Origin of the sequence: Qipengyuania sp. ABI-127-1 (genome assembly GCA_022953095.1) — a bacterium.
Classification (GTDB): Bacteria; Pseudomonadota; Alphaproteobacteria; order Sphingomonadales; family Sphingomonadaceae; genus Qipengyuania.
Genome location: JALJCR010000001.1, coordinates 269826 through 289016 on the forward strand (window position 1 = coordinate 269826; position 19191 = coordinate 289016).

Below are 19191 nucleotides of genomic sequence, written 5' to 3' on the forward strand. Positions count from 1 at the left end.
ATGTCACGGAAAAAGGCCTTTGCCCTGCGTTTGGATCCGGCAGTCCATGCCGCGATCGAGCGCCTGGCTGCGGCCGAATTGCGCAGCGCCAATGCGCAGATCGAGATGTTGCTGCGCGAGGCGCTGAACGAACGCGGGATTACAGTACCCATATCGAAGCCGCCCGCACGCGGCCGACCGAGGAAGGAGCCGTAATATGCGCTTTTCCATACTACTCGCCGCAGTCGGCCTTGTGACAGCCGCACCGCTCATGGCTGTCCCTGAACCGGTTTCCCTGACCGCAGAGGGACCGCGAGGCGATCTCGCCGGCACGCTGATTGCACCTGCCGAGGGGCGGCCTGTGGTCCTCATCCTTCCCGGATCAGGACCCACCGATCGCGATGGCAACAATCCGATGGGCGTCACCGCCGCCCCCTACCGCCTGCTCGCAGAAGCGTTGGCCGGGCGCGGCATCGGCACGGTCCGTATCGACAAGCGCGGCATGTTTGCCAGCAAGGCGGCAGTCACCGATGCCAATGCGGTCACGGTGTCCGACTATGTCGCCGATACCCGAAACTGGGTGGACGCGGCCCGCACCGCCAGCGGGACAGACTGCATCTGGCTTTTGGGTCATAGCGAGGGCGGCCTGGTGGCGCTTGCCGCAGCCAAGCGGGTTGACCATCTGTGCGGCCTTATACTGGTGGCAACGCCTGGGCGGCCGCTAGGCAGCATCTTGCGCGAGCAATTGAGCGCCAATCCGGCCAACGCGCCGATCCTCGATCAGGCGGAAACCGCCATCACCGCGCTTGAAGCGGGCGAGCGGGTCGACGTCGCGAAATTCCATCCCGCTTTGCAGGGGCTGTTCGCACCGGCGGTGCAGGGGTTCATGATCGATCTGATGGCACAGGACCCGGCAGCTATGGCCGATACGATCGAGCTTCCGATGCTCATCGTCCAGGGCGGCACCGATCTTCAGGTGGGTACAGAGGACGCCAATGCCCTGGTCGCCGCAGCCCCCGCCGCCGAGTATCTGGCAATTCCCGCAATGAATCACGTGTTGAAAGATATCGCTGATGGCGACGCTGCGGCCAATCGAGCCAGCTATGCCGATCCATCGCTTCCGGTGTCGCCAGCGCTGGTCGATGGTATCGAAGCATTCACAACCGAGTTCAGGAAAGCGATTCGATGACCGAGAGGAAAGACGACGTCTGGTTCGAACCCAAACGGTACGGTTACGGAGCGGGCATGCCGGTGTCGTGGCAAGGCTGGGTTCTGATTATCGGCTACGTGCTTCTCATCGTTTTCGGCGTCCTCTTGGCGCCGTGGGAAGAGGATGTATGGCTTACCGTTTTCCTGATCCTCATCGTTCCCGTGACTGCGGTGCTGCTCTATATTTCCGCCATCAAGACACGCGGCGGCTGGCGCTGGCGCTGGGGTGAAGACGATTGACGTGGTCGGCCACAGGGCCAAGGTTATTCAGTTGTTAACCATAAGGGGCTAGGCAACGATTATGGTTTCGCCCTTCGCCTCCTCCGCTTCGCGCATGCCCCGCTGGCTCTTCGCTGCCGTCGCAGCCGTGGCGATAAGCGCGATTCCGCTCGCCGCCGTGCTGGCGCAAGGCCCATCGACGGCCAGCTTCACCGTTGCCGAAACGGGCCGCGGCTATGCGTCGCTGCAGGCCGCGGTCGATGCCATCGGCAGTGGCGAGGGAACTGTGGTGATCGCCCCGGGCAACTGGCGCGAATGCGCAGTGCAGCGCGAAGGCGTGGTGCATTTCCGCGCCGCGCAGCCGGGCAGCGCGCTGTTGGGCGGCAAGGCCTGCGAAGGAAAGGCGGCGCTGGTCCTGCGCGGACGTGGTGCCAGCGTCGACGGAATCGTTTTCGCCGATCTCGCCGTCGAGGATGGTAACGGGGCGGGCATCCGTCTCGAAAAAGGCCCCTTGCGCGTATCGCAAAGCTGGTTCCGCGACAGCCAGCAGGGCATTCTGACGACCAATGGTGAGAACAGCGAGCTGGTGGTCGACAAGTCTACATTCACGCGCCTGGGCACTTGCGAATATTCGGGCGGTTGCGCGCATTCGATCTACGCCGGAGATTACGGGCGCGTCGTTGTTACCCGTAGCCGTTTCGAGCAGGGCACGGGCGGGCATTATCTCAAGTCGCGCGCCGCGCACAATGTGATAGAGGATTCGAGCTTTGACGATGCCAATGGCCGCAGCACCAATTATCTGATCGATCTGCCAAATGGCGGTACAGGCAGTATTCGCGGTAACTGGTTCGTTCAGGGACGCGATAAGGAAAACTGGTCGACAATGATCGCCATCGGCGCCGAGGGCGCCCATTACAGTTCCGATGGCCTGGTGATTGCGGACAATGAGGCGCGTTTGGTCCCCGGCCTGTCTCGCAGCCCGGCCTTCGTGGCCGACTGGACCGGCGATGCGCTGGTTATGCAGAACAACACGCTCGGCTCCGGCATCCGGCGGTTGGAGTTGCGCTGAGGAAACATGCCGTCCCTCACCCGTTTATCGGGCGAAGGAGCAGGCAATGGCAGGCGGTTGGGCACGCGACGGGGCGGTTCAGGATCAGATCGACGATTCGGTGAATGACGCGGTCAGCGCGGCGCGTTCGCGCCTTCCGCGCGGCGAAAGCGCCGAATATTGCGACGAATGCGGAGAGCCCATCCCGGAAAAACGCCGTGTGGCGCTACCCGGCGTGCGGACCTGTGTCGAATGCCAGTCCGCACGCGACGGCGCGGTGCGCCATTCCGCCATCAATCGTCGCGGAAGCAAGGACAGCCAGTTGCGCTGACGCGCGATCGCGTCCACGCATCGGCCATGACATCCCCTTTCATCTGGCTCCAGCATCTCCTGCCTCACCATGCGGTTTCGCGCATGGCAGGTAAACTCGCCTCGAGCGAAGTTCCATGGCTGCGCGACCGACTGATCCGCCGCTTTATCGTCGCCTATGATGTCGACATGAGCGAGGCGGCGCGCGGTGTGGGCGAGTTCACAAGTTTCAACGATTTCTTCACGCGCGAACTCAAGCCGGGCGCCCGTCCGCTGGCCGACGCAAGCCAATATGTCCTGAGCCCAGCCGACGGCGCGGTCAGCCAGATCGGGCGGATCGAGGAAGGGCGCATCTTCCAGGCCAAGGGCCGTCACTTCACCGCTGCGCAGCTTCTTGGCGGCGACAAGCAGGCGGCGGCGCGGTTCGACGGCGGCCAATTCGCCACGATCTATCTGAGCCCACGCGATTACCACCGCGTGCACATGCCCGCAGCCGGAACGCTGAAATCCGCAACCTACGTCCCGGGCGAGCTGTTTTCGGTGAATCAGGTGACGGCCGAGAACGTCGATGGTCTTTTCGCCCGCAACGAGCGACTCGCCTGCCAGTTCGCAGGGCCGGACGGGCTCTTCGCCAGCGTCATGGTGGGGGCGATGATCGTGGCGGGGATCGAGACCGTATGGTCGGGCCTTGTCGAAACGCACGCCGCGAAGCGGGTGCGCGAGGAGTTCGGCGATGAACATACCTTCGCGGCGGGCGACGAGATGGGGCGCTTCATTCTCGGATCGACCGTGGTGTTGCTGTTCGAACCGGGTAAGGTCGAATGGGACGCGCGGCTGAAGGCGGGCGCGGCCGTGCGCATGGGGCAGGCCATCGGGCGGCGGCTCTGAGGGGAGGCTCAGCCGAAGGCGGGCGCGTAGCGCACATCCCCGCTCGGTGCATCGCCATCGACCACAAGCCGCTGAAAGTATCTGGGGGGAGGCCCGGGATATCGCAGGGCTGGATCGTGTTCGAAACCGAAGCGCGAATAATATGCAGGATCGCCCAGCAGCACGATGCCCCGCGCGCCCCGCATGCGCATGTCCGCGATCGCGCGCTGCATCAGCCGCGAACCGATCCCGCGGCGCTGCAGCGACGGCAATATCGCGATCGGGCCGAGACCGTACCAGTCGGGTGAGCCATCGGAAATCTGCACTGGCGAAACGGCAACATGACCAACGATCCGCTCGCCATCCTCGGCTACCAAGGAGAGCGTCAGATCGCCGTCCAATCTGAGCCGCTCGATGATACGCACTTCGCTGCCGTCGCTATGCGGCGCATCTGCAAACGCCGCCTGTGCGACCACGCCGATTTCCGCATGGTCGCGCGGCTCTTCGGGGCGGATCGTGATTGCGCTCACAGCAAATGCCCCGACCTGTCGCGTTTGGTAGCGAGGTATCGGCTATTATGCGGATTATCGGGCAGTGCATGCGGGACCCGTTCGGCAATGCGCACGCCCTGTGCGGCGAGCGCATCGACCTTGGCCGGATTGTTGGTCATCAACCGGATCGCCTTCACCCCGAGCAGGTCGAGCATTCGCGCCGCGGTGGGAAAATCGCGCGCCTCGTCGGGCAGGCCGAGACGGGTGTTGGCATCGACGGTGTCGAAACCCTGGTCCTGCAGGCGATAGGCGCGCAATTTGTTGACGAGGCCGATGCCGCGCCCTTCCTGCCGCATGTAGAGCAGCACGCCCCAGCCGCCCTTCTTCGCCTCGTGCGCCATCGCGTGGAGCGCGGCATCGAGCTGCGGGCCGCAATCGCATTTGAGGCTGCCGAGGATATCGCCGGTAAGGCATTCGGAATGCAGTCGCACCAGCGGCGCGCTCTCGGCTGTCTGTTCGCCGATAATGAGCGCGACGTGCTCGCGCGTATCGTCGGGGCTGCGGAAGGCGACGATACGCGCATCCTCTGCCGCTGCGACAGGCAACCTTGCGCGCGAGGCGATCTGCAGGCGCGTGGCATCGGCAAAGGCGGCGACGTCGGTCGCGCTGAGCGGGACGGCCTCAGCCGCTCCTTGCGGGTCGACGAGAAATGCGGGCAACACCCCGGCCATCCGCGCCAGTTCGAGCGCGGCGCGCGCCTGGTCCTCCCAGTCGAGAGGCAGCGCCTTGAACGGCCCTTTGAGCGGGTTGGCCATGTCCAGCGCGGGATCGGCCACGGCGAGGGCGGCGGACAGGTCGAAGGGGTCGGCGGCACGCATCAGTACCGGCTGGCGCGGCGCGGCGGCCTCGATCTGGTTGATAAGCTTGAGCGTGGCCGCTCGCGTGGCGGAAATGAGCATCGCCTCGCCCGACACATCGCCGAAAGCCGTCTCGACCGGTTGCAATAGGGGTGCGCCTTCAATGGCGAGCGGCCACCCATGACGCAGCGCATCGACTGCCTGCGCGGCGCGGCGGGAGGGGCTTGGAGGGGAGGCGAACTCGCTCAGAGCGTGAACTCCGTCACCAGCGGCACATGGTCGGATGGTTTTTCCCAGTCGCGTGCATATTCATGGACCGAATGGCGCTGCGCCTGTTTCGCAAGGTCCTCGCTCGCCCACATATGGTCGAGCCGGCGCCCGCGATCGTTGGCCTTCCAATCCTTCGCGCGATAGCTCCACCAGCTATAATAGCGCTCGGGTGCCTTGATGTGCTCGCGCCCGATATCGGCCCAGCCATGCGCATCCATGAAGCGCTGGAGGCTCTCGACCTCGATTGGCGTGTGGCTGACGACCTTGAGGAGCTGTTTGTGGCTCCACACGTCGCTTTCGAGCGGGGCGATGTTGAAATCGCCGACGATCAGCGTCGGGCGATCGATCGCATCGGCCCAGCGGGTCATGCGCTCGAGGAAGTCGAGCTTCTGCCCAAATTTGGGATTGACCTCGCGATCGGGTTCGTCGCCGCCGGCGGGCACATAGACGTTCTCGACGATCATCCCTTGGTGATCGGTCAGCTCGACGCCGACATGGCGCGCCTCGCCATTGTCCTGCCAGTCATGGCGGCTGAATTCCCTTATCGGTGTTTTCGCGATCGTCGCGACACCGTGATAGCCCTTCTGCCCGTGCACCGCGAAATGCTCGTAGCCGAGTTCGCGGAACGCCTCGTAGGGGAACTGGTGCTCCTGGCACTTGATTTCCTGCAGGCACAGAACGTCGGGCGACTGCTCCTTTATGAAGCGTTCGACGATCGGCATGCGCAGGCGGACGGAATTGATATTCCAGGTAGCGATAGAAACCATCAGGGCGGGTTAGGCGAGGGCCATCGTTGCTGCAAGCGTCGGAGATCGGTCATGCGGGAGTCGTTAGTTTCGTGCGCCTTCGCCATCCGCCGAAGGCTTGCGGCTGTTCCGTCCCGCTCCCCCGCCCGGCCACCCACGGCACGATACTGGTTGGGTGGCCGGGCGGGGGAGCGGGACGGAACAGCCACGGGAAGCGCGGATGCGCTTCACGCACGCCACTGGAGACCGTCGCGCTTTCGTCATGCCAAGCGGTGATATAGAGCGCGCGTTCAAGATCACGGAGTTTTGAAATGACCATTCGTCCGCTTTTCCTTGCCACCGCAGCTGCGCTCGTACTGGGAGGGTGCACGACCACCGCCGCGCAGGAGGCGCCGCAGTTTGCGGCTGAAGCTCCAGCCGAAAAGCGGGCCAAGAACGTCATCCTCTTCATCGGCGACGGGATGGGGGTTTCGACCGTCACCGCCGCGCGCATCTATGCCGGCCAGAAGCTCGGCCAGACCGGCGAGGAATATGTTCTGCCGTTTGAGACCTTCGATAATGTGGCCTTGGTGAAGACCTACAATATCAATGCACAGGTCCCCGACAGCGCGGGCACGGCCAGCGCGATGCATACAGGTGTGAAAACCGACATCGGCGTGCTCGGCTACGGCCCCGGCGTGACGGAGGGCGATTGCGCTTCGGGAGCGGGGCATGCGGCGCCCATGCTCGGCGAAGAGGTCAAGGCGAGGGGGCTTGCGCTGGGTATCGTCAGCACCGCGCGGCTGACGCACGCTACGCCTGCATCGGTCTATGCGCGCAGCGTGACGCGCGACTGGGAGGCCGATTCCTGGGTCCCCGAAGACCAGCGCGGGCAGGGCTGTATCGATATCGCGCGGCAGCTGGTTGAGGCGCCTTTCGATGTCGCGCTGGGCGGCGGCACCGTCGCCTTCTACGGCAAGGACAAAGGCGGGCGCAGGCTGGACGATGCCGCCGACCTCCCGGGCGAATGGGCGGCTGCGACCGGCGGTACCTACGCGACCACGCTCCAGGATATGGCCGCGGCTCCGGACGACAAGCCCCTGCTCGGCCTCTTTTCCCTCAGCCATATGAGCTACATGGTCGATCGCGAGGTCGACAGCAGCGAACCCACGCTCACCTCGATGACCGCCACGGCGATCCAGCGCCTGTCGAGCGATCCGCAGGGCTACTACCTGATGGTTGAAAGCGGGCGGATCGATCACGGCCACCACGAGGGGCGCGCGGGCTATGCGCTGGAAGAAGCGGTCGAATTCGCGCGCGCGATCCAGTGGGCGATCGACAACACCGATCCCGAAGAGACTCTGATCCTCGTCACCGCCGACCACAGTCACGTTTTCACGATCGCGGGCTATCCCAAACGCGGCAATCCGATCCTCGGCCTCGTGTCGAACCCTCGCGATGAAGGTCCCTCGCTGGCCGAGGACGGCAAGCCCTACACCACGCTCGGCTATGCCAACGGAATGGGCGCTTTCGAGGGCGAACGACCGATGCCCGAAACCGGCGTGAACGCCCGCCAGCAGGCTGCGATCCCTACCAAATCCGAAACTCACGCTGGCGAGGATGTGGCGCTCTATGCCCAGGGACCCGGCGCCGAGAACGTGCGCGGGGTGATGGAACAGAACCTGATCTATAATGTGATCAGGAAGGCCTTCGGCTGGGAAGAGTAAGCGGAGTCCTTGCTGCGTGCAGGAAGCGCATCCGCGCTTCCCTTGCGGCACCTGCCCACTCCCCCACCCGGCCACCCACGGCACGGTATTTTATGGGTGGCCGGGTGGGGGAGTGGGCAGGTGCGGCCGCAAGCCTTCGACGGAGGTCGAAGGCGCACCCGAACAATAACACAAAAAACCCCCGTGCCGGGGGCATTGGCACGGGGGTTTCCTGTGAGCGTTCGTCACGCTTGGAACGAGATGAACCAGGTCGAGGGGGTCAACAGGGGGGAAACCCGCCTCGTGTCGTCTCGTGATTTGGAGATTATGCCCGGGGCGATTGCTGTTCAATGAACGGTCCGAAGCGGGATATCCCGTAGGGCGCACCGCTCACCGCCAAGGCGTTCATCCCGGGCGACGGGACGATCGCCGCGGATCGCGAAAGGTAAAGGCGCTGTCGGCAACTGCCACGCCATAATGCTGGTTCGCCAGCCTTACAGTGGTCCGGTGATTCTGCGAATCGAGCGCCACCCAATGGGTCAGGCGCAGACCGCCAGGGGCCGAAGCGTCGCGGGCGAAAATCAGGGTTATGACCCCGAATTCGGGGCGCTTGGTATCGCGCACTTCCACGCTGACGACATCGGGGTGGTTGGTGGGGACCAGTTTGCCGTATCGCTTCACGTCGCGGCTGGGATCGAGCAGCGCGCCCAATGGCGAATTCTTGATCGGCCAGCGCTGGACCTGATTGACCTCGTAGTCGACCATATACATCGACTTGCCGTTCGAGACGACGAGCATCGGCACGCCCTTCTCGTACTGGAAGCGGATCTTGCCGGGGCGTTTCAGCGTCATCACGCCGCGCACGGTCTGCCCGCTGCGGTCGGTCTGGACGAAGTCCGCCTTCATGGTGGAAATACCGCGCAGCGCGGCGACTGCCCGGTCGAGGTCGCCCTCGGCGGCGACCACCGGGGCGGGCGCGAGGATGGCGGAAACGGGAAGCGCCGCAGCCAGCGATAAAGCCAGCGCGGCGCGGATCGGTTTGTTCGATTTCGAAGACAAGGTGCTCATGCTCCTGCGATTAGGGTCGGAGCATTGAACCATCACTGAACCCGGCTCGTTCCCGCGGTTCAGCTTGGCAGAGCATTACTTGATCTTGGCTTCCTTGAACTCGACATGCTTGCGCACGACGGGATCGTACTTGCGGAAGGTGAACTTTTCCGTGTGGTTACGCGGATTCTTCTTGGTCACGTAATAGAAGCCCGTGTCTGCGGTCGAGACGAGCTTGATCTTGACGGTTGCGGGCTTCGCCATGGCGTGTTCCTAAAGATCTTTCTGGATGGCCATTGAGGCCGAAAAAATAAGGGCGGCGTGTTCCTTGCGCTTGGTCAGACCGGTTCCGCCCCACTCCCCCTCCCGGCCACCCATCAGCATACCCTAGTGGGTGGCCGGGAGGGGGAGTGGGCTGGTGCCGAAATCGTTTCCCAGAAACGAAAAGAACGGCTGCACCGCCGTCCGGCGCGCCCTTTGTGTGATTCACGGGGAAAAGTCAAGCGCCGCGGAGCAGGCAGGTGTCTCGACTTCGCTCGACACGAACGGGCCGGTTTTTCGTTTCCCGCTCGTATCGAGCGGAGGCCCATGCCGTAGTCGAGATACGTTCTACCAGTCCACCTTACCGCGCTTCGCCTTGACCTCGCCGCGCACCTTCTTGGCTTTCAACCGCTTGACCTTGCCGACGCGGTTGACGCGGCTCTTCTTGCGTTTTTTCGGCGGGGTCAGCGCTTCGCCCAGCAAGGCGACCAATCGTTCGCGTGCGGCCTCGCGATTCTGGTCCTGCGTGCGGTATTCGTTCGCGGTCAGCACGATCTCGCCGCCCTTGGTCAGCTTGCTGCCCGCAATTTCCTTCAGCCGCTCGAACGCTTCCGGCGGCATGCCGAGCTGGAACACATCGACGCGCAACTGGACTGCCGTGGCGACCTTGTTGACGTTTTGCCCGCCGGGGCCGGAAGAGGCGATGAACTTCTCCTCCGCGATTTCGAGAGCCTTGTCGGCTATTCTACCCATCACCGAAGCCGAGAGCGGTGAAATCCTGCGGCATGGGGGCAGTGGCTTCGATGGGCGCCTTGCCTTCGCGCGGAACGGAAAGCGCGGCGGCGTGCAGCATGGTGCGCGCCGCGCCCTTCCCGTTCCCATAGACGGGATCGCCCAACAAGGGCATGCCCAGCCCTGCCTGGCAATGCACGCGGATCTGATGCGTACGGCCCGTCTCGGGGCGGAATTCGAGCAGTGCTTTGCCTCCGATTTCGGCAATCACGCGCCAGTGGGTGACCGAAGGTTTGCCCTTCTTGGCCGCGATCATCCGCCAGCCCTTCTCGGCGCTGCTGATTTTAGAGAGCGAGAGTTCGATCGTGCCCTCGGCCTGTTCAGGCACGCCAGCCAGCACGCCGAGATAGCGCTTTTCCACCAGCCGTTCCTCGAACGCCCTGGCGAAGCGCTTCAGCGCCTTGGGATTGCGCGCCAGCAACAGGCAGCCGCTGGTATCGGTGTCGATCCGGTGGACGGGCACGGGTGCGCGCTGGAAACCCAGCTTCAGCTCCTCGAAATGGTCTTCGAGCGCGGGGCCGCCGCGGCGCGGGCGTTCGATCGGCAGGCCTGCTGGCTTGTCGATCACCAGCGCTTCGCCGTCTTCGAACAGGATCGGGATCTGGGTCATGTCTTGAGTTTCGCGTCCATCATCAGGCGCAGCGCATTGCCGAGAAAGAAGCCGTTTTCCAAGTCTTCGATGCGCAATTCGGCTTCGCGCGCCTTGCCTTCGTCGAGGAGGGACCGGCGGAACACGCCGGGCAGCAATCCGAGGCTGGCAGGCGGGGTCAGCAATACGCCGTCTTCGCCGCGTACGAAGATATTGGTGACGCAGCCTTCGGTGAGCAAGCCGTCCTCGCGCACGAACAGCGCTTCGTGCGCGTCATGCTGCCGGGCGATGCGCTGTGCGTCCTCGTAAAAGCCGCGATCGGTGGTCTTGTGCCGCAGCCGCCAGTCGCCCGGATCGACGGGGAGCGGCAGAACGATGCAGCGGACAGGTTCCGGCCAGGCTTCGGGTACATCCTGTGCCTCGAGCGCGATTTCGCCGGAACGGGAGGCGAGCAGTCGGACTCGGCTGGGCTTGTCGAGCACGAAACACAGCGCATGAAGCTGGTTGCGCGCCTCGTGCCGGTCGAAGGCAAAGCCAAGTTCGCTCGCGCTCGTCTTTATTCGCAGGAGATGGTTTTCGAGATGCGTGATGCCCGTTTCCGGCGAAAAGCGCATCGTTTCTATCAGGTCGAATTGCGCCGCACGGTGATGGGGCGAAGAGGTCCGGATAAAGGCCCCCTTGAGCAGCGCTTCACGCCATTCGGACGCCGGTTCGCTGTCGGCGACGATCGCTCCGCCCACACCGAGTACCGCCTTTCCTCGCCCGTTTTCGACTTCGGTCAGGCGCAGCGTTCGGATCGCGACATTGAACGCCGCATCGCCATCCCTGCCGATCCGCCCGATCGCGCCGCAATAGGGGCCGCGCGGATCGCGCTCGACCGCATCGATCAGTTCCATCGCACGGATCTTGGGCGCGCCGGTGATCGATCCGCAGGGGAACAGCGCGCGCACCAGATCGATCGCGCCTTCATCCGGTTTCAGCCGCGCGCGTACCGCGCTGACCATCTGGTGGACCGTGGGGTAGCTTTCGATCGCGAAAGGATCGTCTACCCGCACGCTCCCGGGTTCGGCGACGCGCGAGAGATCGTTGCGCAGCAGGTCGACGATCATCAGGTTCTCGGCCTTGTCCTTGACCGATCCGGCAAGCTCTTCGGCCATCGCGCGATCCGAAGCCTCGTCATGGCCGCGTGGGCGTGTGCCCTTCATCGGCTTGGCCTTGGCCTCGACGCCTTTCAGCGAAACGAAAAGCTCGGGGCTGAGGCTGAGCAGCCAATGCGATCCGTCGAAAACAACCCCGCCATATCCCGCCTGCGCAGTGGGGCGCAGTGCCGCATAGAGGCCCAGCGGGTCGCCGGTGAAGCTGCCCGCGAGGGGAAAGGTCAGATTGGCCTGGTAGATATCGCCCGCGCGGATCGCCTCTTGCAACGCCGCGAAGGCTTGCGTGTATCCCCCTGGCGAAATCTGCGGCTCGAGCGGGCCGACACTGCCGCCGCCCGGCGCGTTTTTCGTCAGCCAGTCGGGCATGTCCTCTGCGGCGATCCGCTGCGGCGTGTCGAACGCGCCAAGCCAGACGAGCGGCCCCGCACCGCCGCTGCGGGCATCGGTCAGCGGGCGCAATCTGGCCTCCAGCGCCAGCCCGGCCTCGTAGGCGATGTATCCCGCCAGTTCCCCGCCCTTACGGCGAGCCTGTTCGGCAGCGGCGAGCACGGTCTCGATTTCGTCGGGACGGCGCGCAACGAAGAGTTCGCGTGGGTTTTCGAACAGCAGGGCGTCGGCCGCGCCGCTATCGCGCGCATCGTCGAGCAGGACAAAGGGATGCCGTTCCGCCATCAGTGCCAGCCTTTACCGCTTGGTGAGCGCCTGTCGAGGGATTGCTTGACCGCGCCCACAAGCCTGCGCCACACCCCCGCGACTTGCGAGCAGCGGGAGCGGATTGCGGATGAGTGAAATTTTCCTCGGCCTGGGGGCCAATGGCGAGCGCCAGCACCTCAGGCTCGGTCAGGCCAATCGCCATGGATTGATCGCCGGCGCCACCGGGACGGGCAAGACGGTGACGCTGCAGGGGCTCGCGGAAAGTTTCTCCGCTCAGGGCGTCCCGGTTTTCGTTGCCGACGTGAAGGGCGATCTGGCCGGAATTTCGATGGCAGGATCGCCGCAGTTCAAACATGCCGACAAGCTTGAGGGGCGCGCCAAGGAGCTGGGCATGGAGGACTATGCCTACGCCGACAATGCTGCGGTCTTCTGGGATCTCTATGGCGAAAAGGGCTTCCCGATCCGGACGACGATCTCGGAAATGGGGCCTTTGCTGCTGGCGCGGCTGCTCGATCTCAACGACACGCAGGAAGGCGTGCTCAATATCGTGTTTCGTCATGCTGACGAGAACGGCCTGCTGCTGCTCGATCTCGGCGATCTGCAAGCGATGCTCGCCTATGCCTATGACAATGCGAAGGCGCTGTCGGGCACCTATGGCAATGTCTCGAAACCGAGCGTCGGGGCTATCCAGCGCCAGCTCTTGAGCTTCGAAAGCCAGGGCGCGGACATGTTCTTCGGCGAGCCTGCGCTGGAAATCGACGATTTCGTCAGCCTCGACGGGCAGGGGCGCGGCGTGATCAATGTGCTCGCCGCCGACAGGCTGATGCGCAGTCCCAAGCTCTACGCCACCTTCCTCCTGTGGCTGCTTGCCGAACTGTTCGAAAGCCTGCCCGAAGTCGGCGATCCGGAAAAGCCGAAGCTGGTGTTCTTCTTCGATGAGGCGCATTTGCTGTTCGACGATGCGCCCGAAGCGCTGGAAGATAAGGTCGAACAGGTCGTGCGGCTGATCCGCTCGAAGGGGGTGGGCGTCTATTTCGTCACCCAGAACCCGATCGACATTCCGGAAAAGATCGCCGGGCAGTTGGGCAATCGTGTGCAGCATGCGCTACGGGCCTTCACCCCGCGCGACCAGCGCGCGATAAAAGCGGCAGCGGAGACGTTCCGCATCAATCCCGATCTCGATGTCGAACAGGCGATCACGGAATTGAAAGTGGGCGAGGCGCTGGTCTCGACGCTCGATGAGGACGGCGCGCCCACCGTGGTTCAGCGCACGCTGATCAAGCCCCCCCGTTCGCGCCTCGGCCCGGTGACCGAGAAGGAGCGCGAGATCGTCAACTCGGTCAGCGATCTGGACGGAAAATACGGTGAGGCGGTGGATCGCGAAAGCGCGGAGGAAGTGCTCGCCGCCAAGACCGCCGATGCCGCCGAGACCGCGAAAGAGGTCGAGGAGAAGGGCGAGGCCGAAGTGCGCAAACGCTCTCGCAAGCACAGCTCGATGTGGACGAAAGCGGGCAAGGCCGCAGCCAAGGCGGCGGCCGGATCGCTGACCTCGATCGCGGTGGCAACGGTCATGGGCAAGAAATCGCGCGCCGACCCGCTGCGCACCGGCGCGACCGCCTTCGTACGCAATATCATCGGTGGGCTGATGCGCTAGGTCGGGAGGCGGATTTCCGCCCGGAGGCCCCCTTCCGCGCGATTTGCGAGGCTGAGCGTGCCGCCATGCTGTTCGGCCACCGCGCGGGCCAGCGTGAGGCCCAGGCCCGCGCCACCTGTCTCGCGGTTGCGGCTCGCTTCCCCGCGTGTGAACGGTTCGAGCATCTCCGCCAGCCGTTCCTCCGGAATTCCGGGACCGTCATCATCTATACGGAGCACGGCGTGACCGTCTTCCCGAAGAATGGATAGGTGTGCCGATCCGGCATAGCGCAGCGCATTGGTGACCAGATTGCGCAGGCCGCGCTTGAGCCAGGTCAGGTGTACGGGCGCCGCGATGCGTCCCTGCGTCTCCAGCGTGACGGGCCTGCCCATATCCTCGAACTCCTCGACCACCGATGCGGCGAGTGCGCCGAGCTCGGTCATCTCTGGCTCGGTGTCGCTACGGCCGATACGCGCGAGTGAAAGGATCTCGTCGAGGGTCTCGGTGATATCTTCGATCGTCGCGGCCATCTTGTCGCGCGCGGCCGCGTCCTCGACGCTCTCGATCCGCACGCGCAGTGCCGCAAGCGGCGTCTTGAGATCGTGGCCGATCGCGCCCAGCATGACATCCTTTTCATCGAGCATGGAGCCGATCCGCGCCTGCATCGCGTTATGCGCCTCGATCAGCCGTCTCACATCGTCGGGTCCGCTCGCTTCCAGTGGCTCTTCGGGCGTGCCGACGCTGCCGAACCGCCGGGTTCGTTCGGCCAGCGTATAGAGCGGCCGGGTGATCCGGCGCAGCACGAAATAGAGCAGGCCGACCAGCACGAAGAACAAAATCATCGTTTGTATCACCAGCGTGCGGGGGATGCCGCGATCGAGCGGCGGGACGGGGAGGCGTGCGACTTGCCACACCGCGCTGCCCTCCTGCTTCAAGGCGACCACCATCACCTCGTGCGGGACGGTTTCGACCAGAGCCCGCATGCGGGGAAAGTCACGCGCCGCCTCACGCAAGACCGGGTCATCGAGAAAGGGCCGCACGGATATGGCGATTTCCCCGACGGAAATGCCTTGCGAACGCAGTAGCCGTGCCAGTTCCGCTTCGCGCTGTTGGTCGCGGGGAGCATCCGCCGCCAAGGGCGTGCGGGTGGTTTCGGAGTAACGCAGGCTGCGCGGCAGGCGGATCCTGGGCATCCCGTCCCGGCGCGGCGACATCATATGCGGTGGACGAACCATGTGGGCCTTGCGGGCATCGCGATGGCGAGGACCGCCGAGCAGTTGGAAGGCTGCAGCATGCATGAAAGCCATTTCGCGCCGTTCGGTGGCCGCGCGGTAAAGCATGGTTGCCGAAATCGCCTGGGCAATCAGCAGCGCGGCCGCCATGGCCAACATGACCTGACCCAGCAGGCTTCGCGGAAGCAGGCGCATCAGCCGTGCGCGCCGCGTTCGAGGCGCGCGACATCGGCAGCGAAGCGGTAGCCATCGCCGCGTACCGTCTGGATGAAATGCGGATTGCGGCTGTCGGCCTCGATCTTGCGGCGCAGGCGGCTGACCTGATTGTCGACCGCGCGGTCGAACAGGTGGGCCTCGCGCCCCTGTACCAGATCGAGCAGGCGATCGCGGTCGAGCACCTGGCGCGGATGCTCGCAAAACGCGCGTAGCATCCGGAATTCGGCAGTGGAAAGGGGCACGAGCGCGCCTTCGGGATCGGTCAGGCGGCGTTTGAGAGGGTCGAGCTGCCAGCCTTCGAAAACAAAAACCGGCTCTTCCGTCGGCGCTGGCGTGGCGCGGTCGGCGCGGCGCAGGACCGAACGGATGCGCGCGACCAGCTCGCGCGGCTCGAACGGCTTGGTGACATAGTCGTCGGCGCCGATTTCGAGCCCGACGATCCGGTCCATGGCTTCGCCCTTGGCGGTGAGAAGAATGGTGGGAAGGCCGCGGGTCTCGACGAGATGGCGACATAGCGACAGGCCGTCCTCCCCCGGCATCATGATGTCGAGCAAGACGATATCGGGCACATTCTGCGCCAGCATGGTGCGTGCGGCTGCGGCGCTTTCCGCCTCACGCACTTCGAACCCCTGGCGGACGAGATATTCTGCCAGGGGTTCGCGAAGGCTGCGTTCGTCGTCGACGAGCAGGATGGCGATGGGCGTGGGATCGGTCATGATCTGTCCTGTCCGCGCCTACCGCCGGGCGATGCGCGCGATCAAGCGCTTACTGGCCGCGACGATCGCCGCGCTTGGCCCTGCGTTCGGCACGCATGGCTTCGCGTGCAGTCTGGCGTTCGGCCTTGGTGATCTGGCCGTTGCCATCGGCATCGGCCTTGGCGAAACGGGCCGCTATCGCCGCGTCGAATTCAGCACGGGTGATGGTCTTGTCGCCATCGGTATCGGCCATGCGGAGCATGTGGCGCGGGCCATGGCCGCCACGGCCACCCCGCATGCCTTGACGCTGGCCACGGCGTTCCGAGCGCGCCTCTTGCATCGCTTTCAGTTCGTCCTGAGAGAGGCCACCCGAATTGTCGGTGTCCATCTGAGCGAAACGCGTGGTCATCCGTTCCTCGCGGCGCTCCATGCGCTTGGCGCGGCGTTCTTCCCGGCGTTCCATGCGTGCCTGATGCATGGCTTTCATTTCGGCCTGCGAAAGCTCGCCATCGCCATCGGCGTCCGCTTGGGCGAACATCGCCTCGCGGCGCGCTTGACGGTCTTCGGCATCGATCACGCCGTCGCCATTGGCGTCCATCCTGGCAAAGGCCTGATTGCCGTGGGTACGCATCTCGTCGAGCGTTACCAGCCCGTCGCCATTGGCATCGGGATTGTACTTGCCGTGATGATTGGCGAGCGCAGCCGTACCGGTCAGCGCCAGCGCGGCGGCGGAAAGAGTGAGGACGGTCTTGTTCATTGCAATTCTCCAAAGGTCTGGAGAGCTGCGACGGACCAGAGGTCTGAGGGGGAGGGACTTGAGAAGCCTGCCGCAGCTCGTGTCCCTGTATCTAGAGCCGCAATGTCGCAGTTCTATCCCGAACCTGGGCTGAATTGTAACGCTTTGCATCATTCAGCCCGGTTCGTTCAGCGCCGCGAAAGGCGTGCGACGGCTCAGACCTTGTCCATCACGCCTTGTCCATCAAGAAGGCGTTGAGCTTGTTGCCGTCGGGGTCGCGGAAATAGGCGGCGTAAAACACCATACCGTTTTCGTCCGGCTCCCCGCGCGGTCCCGGTTCGCCTTCATCGCTACCGCCATTGGCGAGCGCGATGTCGTAAAGCCGCTTGACCTGGTCGCGGTCCTTGGCCTGCAGCGCGACCATGGTGCCATTACCGACGCTGGCTTCCTTCCCGTCGAACGGCTTGGTCGCTGCGATCCCGGCGCCGCCGTCCGCTTGGCCCCAAGCGATGAAGGTGTCGAACTCCATCATTCGCCCAACGCCCATTTCGGCGGCGATGGGATCGTAGAACTTCGCGGCGCGCTCGAGGTCGTTGGTCCCGAGGGTGACGTATCCGATCATGGCAGTGCTCCTTAACTCAAGCGATTTGCGACCGCTTTGTGATTCGACGGAACATTACGGGAACAAACGGTATCCTACAAGGGCGCACATTCCGCTTTGAGCCAGGCGAGATCCTCGCCATCGAGCTGAGGAGAGAGGATGGCGAAGGTCTTGGCGTGATAGTCGTTCCACCAGCCGATCTCGGCGGGAGTGAGCAGGTTCTTGTCGACCAGTCGGCGGTCGAGCGGCACGAAGGTCAGCGTTTCGAAGCCGAGATATTCTCCTTCGCTTGCGATCCCGGCGGGCACTACCAGCACAAGATTCTCGATCCGGATGCCATAGGCGCCCGCCTTGTAGTAGCCGGGCTCGTTCGACAGGATCATGCCTTCGCGCAAGGGCGTTTCGGTGCCGGGGAAGGCGCCGCCGGGTTTGGAAATGCGCTGCGGGCCTTCGTGGACCGAGAGGTAGCTGCCGACGCCGTGCCCGGTGCCGTGGCCGTAATCGACCCCGCCATTCCAAAGATGCATCCGCGCGAGCGCATCGAGCGCGCCGCCCGTGGTGCGGTCGGGGAATTTCTGCATGTCGAGCTGGATGTGGCCCTTGAGGACGCGGGTGTTGCGCTCGATCATTTCCGCCGTCGGCTCGCCCGGGCCGACCCACACGGTGCGGGTGATGTCGGTGGTGCCGTCGAGATACTGGCCGCCCGAATCGCACAGGTAGATCGAGGAAGGCGGGATCGGGATATTGCTGTCCTCGTCCACCTTGTAATGCGGCAGCGCGGCATGCGGACCGGCGGCGCTGATCGTGTCGAAGCTCGCATCCTTCAGCACGCCGCCTGCCTCGCGGAATTCGCGCAGCTTGGCCGCTGCAGTCAGCTCGTCTATTTCGCCCGAGGGCGCATTGATCGAGATCCAGCGCAGAAAACGCGACACTGCCGCCCCGTCGCGCGCCTGCGCGTCGCGGTGGCCCTGCTGTTCGGCGGGGTTCTTGATCGCCTTGGGCAGGACGGTGGGATCGTCGGTGCGGACGACAGTGGCGCCGCCTTCCGCGAGAGCATAGAAGATGCCCGCAACCGCATGGTTCGGATCGACCGCCACGGTCTTGCCTTGCAGCGCTTTGAGCGCGGGCACGAAGTCCGCCCGGTCGCGCACCGTCACTGCATTGCCGAGATGCTTGGTCAGTTCGGGCGTGACCTTCTCGGGGGCGATGAACAGCTCCGCCGTGCCGTCCGCATGCGCGAGGACATAGGACAGCGCCACGGGTGTGTTGTCGACGTCCTTCCCGCGCATGTTGAGCAGCCAGGCGACCGAGTCGAGCGCGCTGATGACCGTCGAATCGTAGCCCTCGGCCTTGAGCCAGTCGGCCACCTCGGCGCGCTTGTCCGCGCTCGAACGGCCCGCGTGTTCGTCATCATGCGGCACTGCTGGCACGAGCGAGGCCTCTGGCCGGTCGTCCCAGATCGCATCGATCGGATTGCCCTCGACGGGAACCAGCTCGATGCTCTTTTTTGCGAACAGCTTGTGCGCTTCCTCGGCCCAGCCGATCCCGTGGAGCCAGGCATCGTAGCCGATCCTGGCGCCCTCGGGCGCGTGCTCGGCGATCCACTTGGCGGGGCTGGTGGCGGGCACATCCTCGTAATCGTAGAGGGAGCCGTCGACCTGTTCGCGCACCTGCACGGTGTAGCGGCCGTCGGTGAACATCGCGGCCTTGTCGTTGAGCACTGCGGCGCTGCCGGCACTGCCGCCGAACCCGGTCAGCCAGTGGAGGCGCTGCGCATAGGCGCCGACATATTCGCTCATATGTTCGTCGGAGATCGGGATCACGAAGCCGTCGAGACCGCGCTTGGCGAGTTCGCGGCGCAATCCTTCGAGACGGGCTTCATAGGTCTGCATCAACAC

21 protein-coding genes are annotated in these 19191 nt (G+C 64.5%); 8 read left to right on the top strand and 13 right to left on the bottom strand.

Features of this window, described 5'->3' with window-relative positions; all coding sequences use genetic code 11:
• The 6 genes from MUY37_RS01380 to asd all read left to right on the top strand — a co-directional run bounded on the left by MUY37_RS01380 (nt 1) and on the right by asd (nt 3652).
• Nucleotides 1–195, top strand: a complete 195-nt coding sequence (locus MUY37_RS01380) for a type II toxin-antitoxin system antitoxin (RefSeq protein ID WP_499193692.1) — start codon at nt 1–3, stop codon at nt 193–195.
• 1 nt (nt 196) lies between these two features.
• A complete protein-coding gene (locus tag MUY37_RS01385; RefSeq protein WP_499193693.1) occupies nt 197–1168 on the top strand; it encodes an alpha/beta hydrolase in 972 nt (323 codons plus the stop codon).
• Nucleotides 1165–1428 (top strand): hypothetical protein, encoded by a 264-nt coding sequence (locus tag MUY37_RS01390; RefSeq protein WP_499193694.1) that lies wholly within the window; start codon nt 1165–1167, stop codon nt 1426–1428. Before MUY37_RS01385 ends, MUY37_RS01390 begins: the two co-directional genes overlap by 4 nt.
• 61 nt (nt 1429–1489) lie before the next feature.
• Nucleotides 1490–2476 carry a right-handed parallel beta-helix repeat-containing protein gene (locus tag MUY37_RS01395; RefSeq protein WP_499193695.1) on the top strand — a complete coding sequence of 329 codons (987 nt, stop codon included), beginning with the start codon at nt 1490–1492 and terminating at the stop codon, nt 2474–2476.
• A gap of 46 nt (nt 2477–2522) precedes the next feature.
• Nucleotides 2523–2786 (top strand): DksA/TraR family C4-type zinc finger protein, encoded by a 264-nt coding sequence (locus MUY37_RS01400; protein ID WP_115415378.1) that lies wholly within the window; start codon nt 2523–2525, stop codon nt 2784–2786.
• Nucleotides 2787–2812: 26 nt separating this feature from the next.
• A complete protein-coding gene (gene asd / locus MUY37_RS01405) occupies nt 2813–3652 on the top strand; it encodes an archaetidylserine decarboxylase (protein ID WP_499193696.1) in 840 nt (279 codons plus the stop codon).
• 8 nt (nt 3653–3660) lie between these two features.
• On the opposite strand, the gene MUY37_RS01410 is transcribed toward asd, so the two are convergent.
• The 3 genes from MUY37_RS01410 to xth are packed head-to-tail and all read right to left on the bottom strand — an operon-like array spanning nt 3661 to nt 6016.
• On the bottom strand, nt 3661–4161 hold the full coding sequence (locus MUY37_RS01410; RefSeq protein WP_499193697.1) for a GNAT family N-acetyltransferase: 501 nt from the start codon (nt 4159–4161) through the stop codon (nt 3661–3663).
• Nucleotides 4158–5276 (bottom strand): GTP cyclohydrolase II, encoded by a 1119-nt coding sequence (gene ribA, locus MUY37_RS01415; protein WP_499195099.1) that lies wholly within the window; start codon nt 5274–5276, stop codon nt 4158–4160. Before ribA ends, MUY37_RS01410 begins: the two co-directional genes overlap by 4 nt.
• On the bottom strand, nt 5225–6016 hold the full coding sequence (gene xth, locus MUY37_RS01420; protein ID WP_499193698.1) for an exodeoxyribonuclease III: 792 nt from the start codon (nt 6014–6016) through the stop codon (nt 5225–5227). Before xth ends, ribA begins: the two co-directional genes overlap by 52 nt.
• A 290-nt stretch (nt 6017–6306) precedes the next feature.
• On the opposite strand from xth, the gene MUY37_RS01425 reads away from it, so the two are divergent.
• Nucleotides 6307–7701: an alkaline phosphatase gene (locus MUY37_RS01425; protein ID WP_499193699.1), complete on the top strand. Its 1395-nt coding sequence runs from the start codon at nt 6307–6309 to the stop codon at nt 7699–7701.
• A 384-nt stretch (nt 7702–8085) separates the two neighbouring features.
• On the opposite strand, the gene MUY37_RS01430 is transcribed toward MUY37_RS01425, so the two are convergent.
• The 5 genes from MUY37_RS01430 to pabB form a co-directional block, all read right to left on the bottom strand.
• Nucleotides 8086–8748 carry a LolA family protein gene (locus MUY37_RS01430; RefSeq protein ID WP_499193700.1) on the bottom strand — a complete coding sequence of 221 codons (663 nt, stop codon included), beginning with the start codon at nt 8746–8748 and terminating at the stop codon, nt 8086–8088.
• Between the two features lie 75 nt (nt 8749–8823).
• Nucleotides 8824–8991, bottom strand: coding sequence for a 50S ribosomal protein L33 (gene rpmG, locus MUY37_RS01435; protein ID WP_067692617.1), 168 nt, complete (start codon nt 8989–8991; stop codon nt 8824–8826).
• A 345-nt stretch (nt 8992–9336) separates the two neighbouring features.
• Nucleotides 9337–9741, bottom strand: a complete 405-nt coding sequence (gene arfB, locus MUY37_RS01440) for an alternative ribosome rescue aminoacyl-tRNA hydrolase ArfB (RefSeq protein ID WP_499193701.1) — start codon at nt 9739–9741, stop codon at nt 9337–9339.
• Nucleotides 9734–10390 (bottom strand): RluA family pseudouridine synthase, encoded by a 657-nt coding sequence (locus MUY37_RS01445; RefSeq protein ID WP_499193702.1) that lies wholly within the window; start codon nt 10388–10390, stop codon nt 9734–9736. Before MUY37_RS01445 ends, arfB begins: the two co-directional genes overlap by 8 nt.
• Nucleotides 10387–12198 (bottom strand): aminodeoxychorismate synthase component I, encoded by a 1812-nt coding sequence (gene pabB / locus MUY37_RS01450; protein WP_499193703.1) that lies wholly within the window; start codon nt 12196–12198, stop codon nt 10387–10389. The genes MUY37_RS01445 and pabB overlap by 4 nt, the downstream gene beginning before the upstream one ends.
• A 109-nt stretch (nt 12199–12307) precedes the next feature.
• On the opposite strand from pabB, the gene MUY37_RS01455 reads away from it, so the two are divergent.
• Nucleotides 12308–13834 (top strand): helicase HerA-like domain-containing protein, encoded by a 1527-nt coding sequence (locus MUY37_RS01455; protein WP_499193704.1) that lies wholly within the window; start codon nt 12308–12310, stop codon nt 13832–13834.
• Here MUY37_RS01455 and MUY37_RS01460 read toward each other — a convergent pair.
• The 5 genes from MUY37_RS01460 to MUY37_RS01480 all read right to left on the bottom strand — a co-directional run bounded on the left by MUY37_RS01460 (nt 13831) and on the right by MUY37_RS01480 (nt 19191).
• A complete protein-coding gene (locus MUY37_RS01460) occupies nt 13831–15240 on the bottom strand; it encodes an ATP-binding protein (protein ID WP_499193705.1) in 1410 nt (469 codons plus the stop codon). The genes MUY37_RS01455 and MUY37_RS01460 overlap by 4 nt on opposite strands.
• On the bottom strand, nt 15240–15977 hold the full coding sequence (locus tag MUY37_RS01465; RefSeq protein WP_499193706.1) for a response regulator: 738 nt from the start codon (nt 15975–15977) through the stop codon (nt 15240–15242). Before MUY37_RS01465 ends, MUY37_RS01460 begins: the two co-directional genes overlap by 1 nt.
• Before the next feature lie 49 nt (nt 15978–16026).
• Nucleotides 16027–16713 carry an EF-hand domain-containing protein gene (locus tag MUY37_RS01470; RefSeq protein ID WP_499193707.1) on the bottom strand — a complete coding sequence of 229 codons (687 nt, stop codon included), beginning with the start codon at nt 16711–16713 and terminating at the stop codon, nt 16027–16029.
• A gap of 208 nt (nt 16714–16921) precedes the next feature.
• Nucleotides 16922–17314, bottom strand: coding sequence for a VOC family protein (locus tag MUY37_RS01475; RefSeq protein WP_499193708.1), 393 nt, complete (start codon nt 17312–17314; stop codon nt 16922–16924).
• Nucleotides 17315–17388: 74 nt separating this feature from the next.
• Entirely contained in the window at nt 17389–19191 is a 1803-nt protein-coding gene (locus MUY37_RS01480) for an aminopeptidase P family protein (protein ID WP_499193709.1), read from the bottom strand.

Excerpts from the sequence above, each read along its gene's own strand:
- MUY37_RS01380 (WP_499193692.1), top strand. The coding sequence starts at position 1 with ATGTCACGGAAAAAGGCCTTTGCCCTGCGTTTGGATCCGGCAGTCCAT.
- MUY37_RS01385 (WP_499193693.1), top strand. The coding sequence starts at position 197 with ATGCGCTTTTCCATACTACTCGCCGCAGTCGGCCTTGTGACAGCCGCA.
- MUY37_RS01390 (WP_499193694.1), top strand. The coding sequence starts at position 1,165 with ATGACCGAGAGGAAAGACGACGTCTGGTTCGAACCCAAACGGTACGGT.
- MUY37_RS01395 (WP_499193695.1), top strand. The coding sequence starts at position 1,490 with ATGGTTTCGCCCTTCGCCTCCTCCGCTTCGCGCATGCCCCGCTGGCTC.
- MUY37_RS01400 (WP_115415378.1), top strand. The coding sequence starts at position 2,523 with ATGGCAGGCGGTTGGGCACGCGACGGGGCGGTTCAGGATCAGATCGAC.
- asd (WP_499193696.1), top strand. The coding sequence starts at position 2,813 with ATGACATCCCCTTTCATCTGGCTCCAGCATCTCCTGCCTCACCATGCG.
- xth (WP_499193698.1), bottom strand. The coding sequence starts at position 6,016 with ATGGTTTCTATCGCTACCTGGAATATCAATTCCGTCCGCCTGCGCATG.
- MUY37_RS01425 (WP_499193699.1), top strand. The coding sequence starts at position 6,307 with ATGACCATTCGTCCGCTTTTCCTTGCCACCGCAGCTGCGCTCGTACTG.
- MUY37_RS01430 (WP_499193700.1), bottom strand. The coding sequence starts at position 8,748 with ATGAGCACCTTGTCTTCGAAATCGAACAAACCGATCCGCGCCGCGCTG.
- rpmG (WP_067692617.1), bottom strand. The coding sequence starts at position 8,991 with ATGGCGAAGCCCGCAACCGTCAAGATCAAGCTCGTCTCGACCGCAGAC.
- arfB (WP_499193701.1), bottom strand. The coding sequence starts at position 9,741 with ATGGGTAGAATAGCCGACAAGGCTCTCGAAATCGCGGAGGAGAAGTTC.
- MUY37_RS01445 (WP_499193702.1), bottom strand. The coding sequence starts at position 10,390 with ATGACCCAGATCCCGATCCTGTTCGAAGACGGCGAAGCGCTGGTGATC.
- pabB (WP_499193703.1), bottom strand. The coding sequence starts at position 12,198 with ATGGCGGAACGGCATCCCTTTGTCCTGCTCGACGATGCGCGCGATAGC.
- MUY37_RS01455 (WP_499193704.1), top strand. The coding sequence starts at position 12,308 with ATGAGTGAAATTTTCCTCGGCCTGGGGGCCAATGGCGAGCGCCAGCAC.
- MUY37_RS01460 (WP_499193705.1), bottom strand. The coding sequence starts at position 15,240 with ATGCGCCTGCTTCCGCGAAGCCTGCTGGGTCAGGTCATGTTGGCCATG.
- MUY37_RS01465 (WP_499193706.1), bottom strand. The coding sequence starts at position 15,977 with ATGACCGATCCCACGCCCATCGCCATCCTGCTCGTCGACGACGAACGC.
- MUY37_RS01470 (WP_499193707.1), bottom strand. The coding sequence starts at position 16,713 with ATGAACAAGACCGTCCTCACTCTTTCCGCCGCCGCGCTGGCGCTGACC.
- MUY37_RS01475 (WP_499193708.1), bottom strand. The coding sequence starts at position 17,314 with ATGATCGGATACGTCACCCTCGGGACCAACGACCTCGAGCGCGCCGCG.